This is a genomic window from Bacillus sp. JJ1474 (assembly GCF_036965225.1).
In the GTDB taxonomy this organism is placed as follows: domain Bacteria; phylum Bacillota; class Bacilli; order Bacillales; family Cytobacillaceae; genus Cytobacillus.
In genome coordinates, this window is sequence record NZ_JBALPC010000327.1 from 1 (window position 1) to 1,795 (window position 1,795).

A 1,795-nucleotide genomic window follows, 5' to 3' on the forward strand; every position below is an offset into this window, starting at 1 on the left:
ATATAGTGATGTGGAATATCAAGTTCATAAAGTATATCTAAAAAATGAAATTGAAGATAAGCAAAACAACGAAGACTTATTTTTAGCATTATTTCAAAATAAGAAGAGCAACAAAAATGAAATCATAACTACCTCAACTCCTCTTATTTCTGAATCGGAAGAGGGACTGTTAAAAAACAAAATTGATTTATTTATTAAATATTATAATGATGACAAGTTTGTTTTAGCCGAATTGGTAGGAAATACTTTAATCAATGATAATCATAAAAATACTATTTTGTTGGTTATATTAGCGGAAATTAGTTATAAACACAATAAACCATGGTTGGCGAATAAATATTTTGAAGAAGCTATCAAATTAAGTCCTGAAGATTCAAATATAATTTTAAGTTATTTAAAATTAAATTTGATGGAAGATATAAAAAGGCTTGTTTATGACCAGTACAAATATAATAAACATAACGAGGTCTTTTTAACGTATTACAATCATATAAAAAATCATGATTATTTTAATCTTATGTTTAAAAATAGGGAATATGAGAATGCATTATCATTCTATAAAAGCTTTAATAATGAAAGTTCTCATCTATATAAAGTAACAACTGTCAAAGAGTTTTGTGAAAAGAATAATTATACTTATCTAACTTTAGAAGATAATAAAAATAGAGAGGTTTTTATTCCATATTATTATGGAAGTAATGAGACCCAAAGAGCAGAAATGGTTATATCCCCAGAAATTTATATAGCAGAGTTGGAAAATGTCAATATTATTGGTGAAAACAGTTTAATATTAGCAAATGAATATTGCTTATATGATATAGCAACGAGAGATATTAATAATAGATATGACTTAAGATTTTCTAATCTTAGAAACATTGATGACAAGTATGCCGTAGTTGAATTTATTAATTCAAAAGAAGTAATAGAAGAAGCTATTTCATTAGTTGGTTTTGCTCCTTATAATTACTACCATTTTTCTATGGAAATAATATCCAGAATACAATATGTTGATCAATTTAAAGAACTACGAAATATTCCGTTATTGATAGATGAGGCTGCATTAAATATTCAACAATATTGTGATCTGTTAGATACGTTAAATACTTATAATCATCCCGTGATACCGATTAAGAAGCATCAGATGTATACGGTGAAAAAATTAATTTATCCATCAAGTAATACATGGATGCCTATTAATATAGAAGAGGGAGAACAATTTAGATTTGAAGACTTCATAATTTCTAACTCTGCAGTTGAATATGTAAGAAATAGTGTATTAAAGNNTAGAAAGATATTTGTCTCTAGGAAAAATACAAGTAACTCAAGGTTAATTAATGAAGAAATGGTAGTTGAAATTTTTAAACAGTACGATTTTGAAATTGTATTCCCAGAAGAATTGACTTTTGAGGATCAAGTTGAAATTTTTTCTCAAGCAGAATTTGTTGCGGGTGCCACAGGAGCTGCATTTACAAACATAATATATTGTCCTAAAAATGTGAATATTATCTGTATTATTCCAAAGGACTATAATTTCTATTTATATTCAACAATTGGAAATATTCTTGGCTTTAATATGTTGTATTTAGATGCAGAAACAATTACTAAGAAAAGATTTATCTCAAGTGAACACTATAAAGTCGATCTTAATATCTGCAATGAAAGTTTGAAATCTCTTGGTCTGACAAAGAGATGGGGATCTAATGAGGATTTATTACAACTAGTAGCTGAAGGAATAAATAATTTCCGTGAAATTATCAATCCTTATGATACTGATTGTGATGATACAATTACTATC

Annotated in this window: 1 protein-coding gene; it reads left to right on the forward strand. The window is 26.8% G+C overall.

Annotated features, from left to right (window positions below):
* Positions 1-979: 979 nt before the first annotated feature.
* Positions 980-1,795 (forward strand): glycosyltransferase family 61 protein (locus V7164_RS25785; RefSeq protein WP_438824751.1); only part of this gene is annotated, 816 nt, incomplete at its 3' end.